Raw genomic sequence first — 5,802 nt, 5'->3', positions numbered from 1 at the left:
TGATGATCAGCATGAATGGCCACTTGAGGCAAATGTGTAATACATAATACTTGATTGTTTAATGAAATAGAATGCATCTTTAATCCAATTGCATCAGCAACTTTACCACTCACACCTGTATCAATTTCGTCAAAAACAACTGTATTCATATGGTTTTGATTCATAGTAATTGTTTTAATGGCTAACATCAAACGTGATATTTCACCACCACTTGCTGTTTCATTTAAAGGAGTAAAAGCCTGTCCTTTATTCATAGAAACCATAAACGTAATGTCGTCTTTTCCAGTATCACTAAGACTGCATTCCTTTATATCTACCTTTAGTTTTGCATCAGGTAGATAAAGATCTTTTAATTCTTTTTCTAGTGTATCAACAAAAATGAGTCCCTGTTCTTCTCTTAACGATGTTAGTTTTGACGCAATCTGATATGCTTCATGATAAGCTTGATCTTTTTGTTTATTTAAATCAGCAAGTACATCTTCACGATTCAACGCAGCATCTAGCTTTTCTTTTAATTCTGTCTGTGCCTGATAGATATCATCTACTGAGTATCCATACTTTCTTTGCAGGCGATGAATAGTAAAAAGTTCTTCCTGAAGTTCATTGAAACGATATTCATCAAAATCAATAGAATCAAACGCTGTTTCTATGCGATCTACAAGATCCTGCATACTATAATATTGATTATAGAATTCATCATATAATTCATTAAAAGATTCTGTATTACTCATATGACCAAGTGCACCTAATGCATCATTTATTTGATTTAATGCACCTTGCTTGTCAGACATAGCTTCATCAAACTCAGTCATATATTTATGCATGGATTCATAGTTTTTCATCATTCTGAGTTCTTCTTCAAGCTGATCAATTATTTCATCTGTATATTCAAAATCCTTTAGTTCATCATACTGTTTCTGATAATATTCTATTCTTTCATCACTCAGATCCTCTTGTTCAAGTTTCTTGAGCTTCTGTGAAATTTTCTTATATTCAAAGTAGTATTTATGATATTCAGATAGTAATGAATCATCCTGGTGATTCATAAATGACTGCAATATCTTTAAATGATTTTTTACATTAAAGATTTCTTGTGTTTGATATTGTGAATGAATATCTAATAAGTAGGGAGCCACTTGTTTTAAAGCACTATTTGTGACAGTGCGATAATTGATTTTAATTGTTGAACGTCCATTGTCTAATATCTCTTTTGTGATAATAAGATCATCATCACCGTCTATATTCAATTCGTCTAGAATCTTCTGAATTGAATCATTCATATCAAAAACACCTTCAATGACTGCTTTCTTAGAGCCTTTTCTTACAAGTGAAGAAGATGCTCTTGCACCACATAATTGTTCGAGCGCATTAATAATAATAGATTTACCTGCGCCTGTTTCACCTGTTAAGGCTGTCATGCCTTCATCAAAGTCAACGGTTGTTTGATCGATAATGACAAAAGAAGAGATAAATAGACTTTTCAACATTTAAAATCACCTACTTTCATTAAAATGTTTATGTGCTTCACTTACAACATCATCAATACAATAAGCTGAATTCTCTTGATGATCATTTACAAAATAACCTAAGAATTCAATATTACCTTCCCCACCAGTAATAGGTGAGAATGTTAAACCTTTTAAAGAGAAGCCATTATCATTTGCATATCCAATAACTTCTTCAATAACTCTTTTATGGACCTTTGGATCCTTTACAATACCATGTTTTCCAACATCATCTTTACCTGCTTCAAATTGAGGCTTGATTAAAGATACGATTACACCATCAGGCGCAATCACATTCTTTAATGCATTGAACATATGTCTTAAAGAAATAAAAGAAACATCAATAGAAGCAAATGTAGGCATGCCGTACTTAAAATCATCAAGCTTAGCATAACGGAAATTATATTGTTCCATGACTTCTACACGTTCATCATTACGAAGTTTCCATACAAGCTGATTGGTTCCTACATCTACAGCATAAACCTTCTTTGCCCCATGCTGAAGCGCACAATCAGTAAAGCCTCCAGTAGATGAACCAATATCAATCATAATGACATCTGTAAGATCTAAATTGTATAGTTCAATCGCTTTTTCAAGTTTCAAACCACCACGTGATACATATTTTAATTTTTCGCCCTTGACAAAAAGTTTTGTATCAACTGGAATCTTTGTTCCTGGTTTATCAATATAATCATTTTCATCTCTTACAATGCCCGCCATAATGGCTCTTTGAGCCTGATTTCTAGACTCAAACAACCCCTGCTGGACACATAAAATATCAATTCTTTCTTTTTTCATGTTTTATTTCCTCAATTTTATTTTTCAAATCATTCAACGAAATATGTTCCTGTTTATATAAGGATTCATTATCTCCAAAAGTGACATAGTGATCTTCAATACCTATAAAACTCATATCAACATCTATATGATTCTTTTCATAATATAAACTCATGATACTGCCTAAAGACCCATTGATAAGATCTGTTTCATAAACAATAATTGGTTTATCACTTATTCTTTCCAACATTTCTGTATCTACCGGCTTAATGAATCGTGCATTAATAATATTAATAGGTAGATGATCTGCTTCTGCCATTTCTACTACAGCATTCACATTATCGCCATAGGTCACTACATTAATCATTGCATCATTTGCTTCTTTGATTAATTCCCACTGACCTAGTTTTATAGTATCATCAGTATGTTGATGGGTATTAAGGACTTTATTTTTAGAATAACGCATCACATACGGATAATCTTTGTTGTAATATGCTGTATTGATAAGTTTCTGCGCTTCTACTTCATCTTTAGGCGCCATGATAACTACTCCTGGAATAGGTGCAATCAAACCAATATCAAATACACCATGATGTGTTGCACCATCACCACCTACAAGCCCGGCACGATCAATTCCAATAAGACATGGAAGATGCATTCTCGCAATATCATGATTCAATTGATCATAAGCACGCTGAAAGAAAGAAGAATAAACACTTAGGAACGGAAATTCTCCTCCTTGGGAAAGACCTGCTGCAAGAGTCATCGCATGTTCTTCTGCAATACCCACATCAAATGATCGCTCAGGATACTTTTTAAAGATATTCTGTAAACAGCTTCCTGTAATCATTGCAGGAGTTATCACACATATATCATCATTCTTACTCATCAAATACTCAATATGATCACTTACTGATTGACTCCATGAATGTTTTTCATCATCAACAACTTTTTGCACACCTTTAGATATATCAAAAGGTGCAACACTATGATAAACACCTGAATGATCCTTTTCTGCTGGTTTATATCCCTTTCCTTTTTTAGTAAGGACATGGAGTACAACACTATGGTCTAAACTCTTTACTGTCTCTAGAGCACGAATCAATTCAGCTATATTATGTCCATCAATTGGACCAATATAATCCAAATCAAATTGTGAAAATGGTGTATCAAGTAAAATTTTCTTTTTTACCTTATCCTTAACCTTCTTAGTAACATCAAATATTTTCTGTCCCATAGGAGATTGTGAAAGGATTTCAGTATAATTATTTTTAGCTTGGTTATATTGATATGACATTCTAACATCAGATAAAAAATTAGATAATCCACCTACATTACGTGAAATAGACATATTATTATCATTTAGTATCACAATAACCTTTGTATCTATACCACCAAGGAAATTGAGTGCTTCTAAAGATTCTCCACTCATTAAAGCGGCATCACCAATCACGCTTACTACTTCAAATTTTTCTTTTTTAAGATCTCGGGCAAGAGCCAGACCTGTTGCCCCTGATATAGTTGTAGAAGAATGACCTGCTTCCCAAGGATCATAAATGCTTTCCTGACGATTCTGGAAGCCACATAATCCACCATATTTCTTTAACATAGGAAACTGAGATGCTCTACCAGTCAAAATCTTATGAGCATAAGACTGATGTCCGACGTCAAAAAGAAATTTATCATCAGGTGAATCAAATACATAATGAAGAGCAACAGTCAATTCCACAATACCTAGATTACTAGAGAAATGACCGCCAGTCTGAGAAATGTTTTCGATTAAAAAATCCCTTATGTCCTGTGATAATTGATTTAATTCTGTAATATTCAATTGTTTCAAGAATCGAGGATTCTCAATCTTCTTAATTTCCATTTAATTCACTCTTTTCATAATAATTTGGAATAACTCAATCATCAATCCATGGTTAAGTTGTAAACCATACACATTAGCTAAGCATTCTTCAAATAAATCTTCTACACACTTTTGTGATTCTTCTAAACCAAGTAATGAAACATATGTAGACTTATGATTTGTAATATCACTACCTACTCTTTTGCCCAATGTTTCAGTTGTACTTGTGACATCTAGAATATCATCCTGAATCTGGAATGCAAGCCCAAGCTTGAATCCAATATCTTCTAAAGCGTTTGCGTCTTCTTCTTTCGCAATAAGTCCAGCAATCTTCATTGGTACAGAAATAAGTGCGCCTGTCTTATCATGATGAATAGCCTGTAATTCTTCAAGAGATGCCTTATGCGATTCAAAGTACATATCCTGCTGCTGACCATAAATCATTCCACCTAGTCCAGATGCCTGATATAAAGAACCTAATACCTTGAGTTTAAGTGCATCATTTAAATCCATTCTTAAAATCACATTCATAGATTCATTCAATAAAGCATCGCCTGCTAAAATGGCAGTGGCTTCATCAAATTGTTTATGACATGTTGGTTTACCACGTCTCAAATCATCATTATCCATTCCTGGAAGGTCATCATGAATCAAAGAATATGTATGTATCATTTCGATAGCACATGCAATATCTATATATTTATGATAATCCACATTATATGCTCTTAATGTCTGAATAAAGAGAAGAGGTCTTAATCTCTTACCGCCAGCCATCACAGAATAAGTCATTGCTTCTTTTACTAAACCTGGACGATATTGAGATAAGATTTCTTTTAATCGTTCATTCACTTCTTCAATCATATTATTCATCATCATCACCTAGATAATCTTTTAACTGATTTTCCTCAAAAATTTTAGTTACTTCTTGATCTACATCTTTTAATTTTGTATCACAAAATGCAGCGAGTGACACGCCTTCTTTATAAAGATCTAAACTCTCATCTAAGGACGCTTCATTGTTTTCTAATAAATCAATGATTTCATCTAAACGTGCCATTGCTTCTTCATATGTCTTTTCTGCCATATCATCACCTACTTCACTATGACTTCTTTTTCACCATCTGCATAAACAAGTGTAATTGTATCATCTGTATGAAGATCTTTCACACTCTTAATGATTGCATCATTCTTTTTAGAAATGATATAACCTCTTTGTAATGTTTTTAAAGGACTTAATAAATCAAGTTTTTCAATACAATAAGAGAAAGAAGTCTTTTTATTTTTCAAATAATTCTCAAAACAATTTTTAAGTAATTCCTGTTTATTACTGATATTCTTTGTCTCAATCAATTGTTTCTGTTTAATCAACGTATTGAGTTGAATTACTTTTTTATGCATTTCATAATGTGATTTTTGTTTAATTCTAATTTTATAATTATTCAGCTTAAGATGAACATTATCCAATTTCATGAATTTCGTTTCGAATATTCTAGAAGGATCGGTAAAAACATAGGAATGTGTATACTTTTCTAGTTTTTGTTTTTCTAGATAAATAGTCTTTCTCATGACATTCGATAATTGCATAATCTTTTTTAGAGTTGAATTTAAAGTTCCTTTTTAGAAGGTAATTCAACTAATTCCGCTTCATTAGGCCTACGTTCAAGTAAA

The 5,802-nt window shown here is 32.5% G+C and carries 6 protein-coding genes; all 6 read right to left on the bottom strand.

What is annotated here, in order from left to right; genetic code table 11:
* Positions 1-1,487: DNA repair protein RecN (locus tag ACT8VG_RS06560; RefSeq protein ID WP_444195446.1), on the bottom strand; the 1,487-nt coding region annotated here is incomplete at its 3' end.
* 6 nt (positions 1,488-1,493) lie between these two features.
* Positions 1,494-2,303, bottom strand: coding sequence for a TlyA family RNA methyltransferase (locus ACT8VG_RS06555; RefSeq protein WP_117458033.1), 810 nt, complete (start codon positions 2,301-2,303; stop codon positions 1,494-1,496).
* Positions 2,284-4,155 (bottom strand): 1-deoxy-D-xylulose-5-phosphate synthase, encoded by a 1,872-nt coding sequence (dxs, locus tag ACT8VG_RS06550; RefSeq protein ID WP_187011757.1) that lies wholly within the window; start codon positions 4,153-4,155, stop codon positions 2,284-2,286. Before dxs ends, ACT8VG_RS06555 begins: the two co-directional genes overlap by 20 nt.
* Positions 4,156-5,004, bottom strand: coding sequence for a polyprenyl synthetase family protein (locus ACT8VG_RS06545; protein WP_217106365.1), 849 nt, complete (start codon positions 5,002-5,004; stop codon positions 4,156-4,158). It abuts the gene before it with no gap.
* Positions 4,997-5,218 (bottom strand): exodeoxyribonuclease VII small subunit, encoded by a 222-nt coding sequence (gene xseB, locus ACT8VG_RS06540; protein ID WP_022424363.1) that lies wholly within the window; start codon positions 5,216-5,218, stop codon positions 4,997-4,999. Before xseB ends, ACT8VG_RS06545 begins: the two co-directional genes overlap by 8 nt.
* An 8-nt stretch (positions 5,219-5,226) precedes the next feature.
* Positions 5,227-5,700: an exodeoxyribonuclease VII large subunit gene (locus ACT8VG_RS06535; RefSeq protein ID WP_444195445.1), complete on the bottom strand. Its 474-nt coding sequence runs from the start codon at positions 5,698-5,700 to the stop codon at positions 5,227-5,229.
* Positions 5,701-5,802: the final 102 nt, after the last annotated feature.

The organism is Catenibacterium sp. (genome assembly GCF_052354645.1).
Lineage (GTDB): Bacteria > Bacillota_I > Bacilli_A > Erysipelotrichales > Coprobacillaceae > Catenibacterium > Catenibacterium mitsuoka_A.
This window is presented reverse-complemented; position numbering and strand designations above follow the sequence as displayed.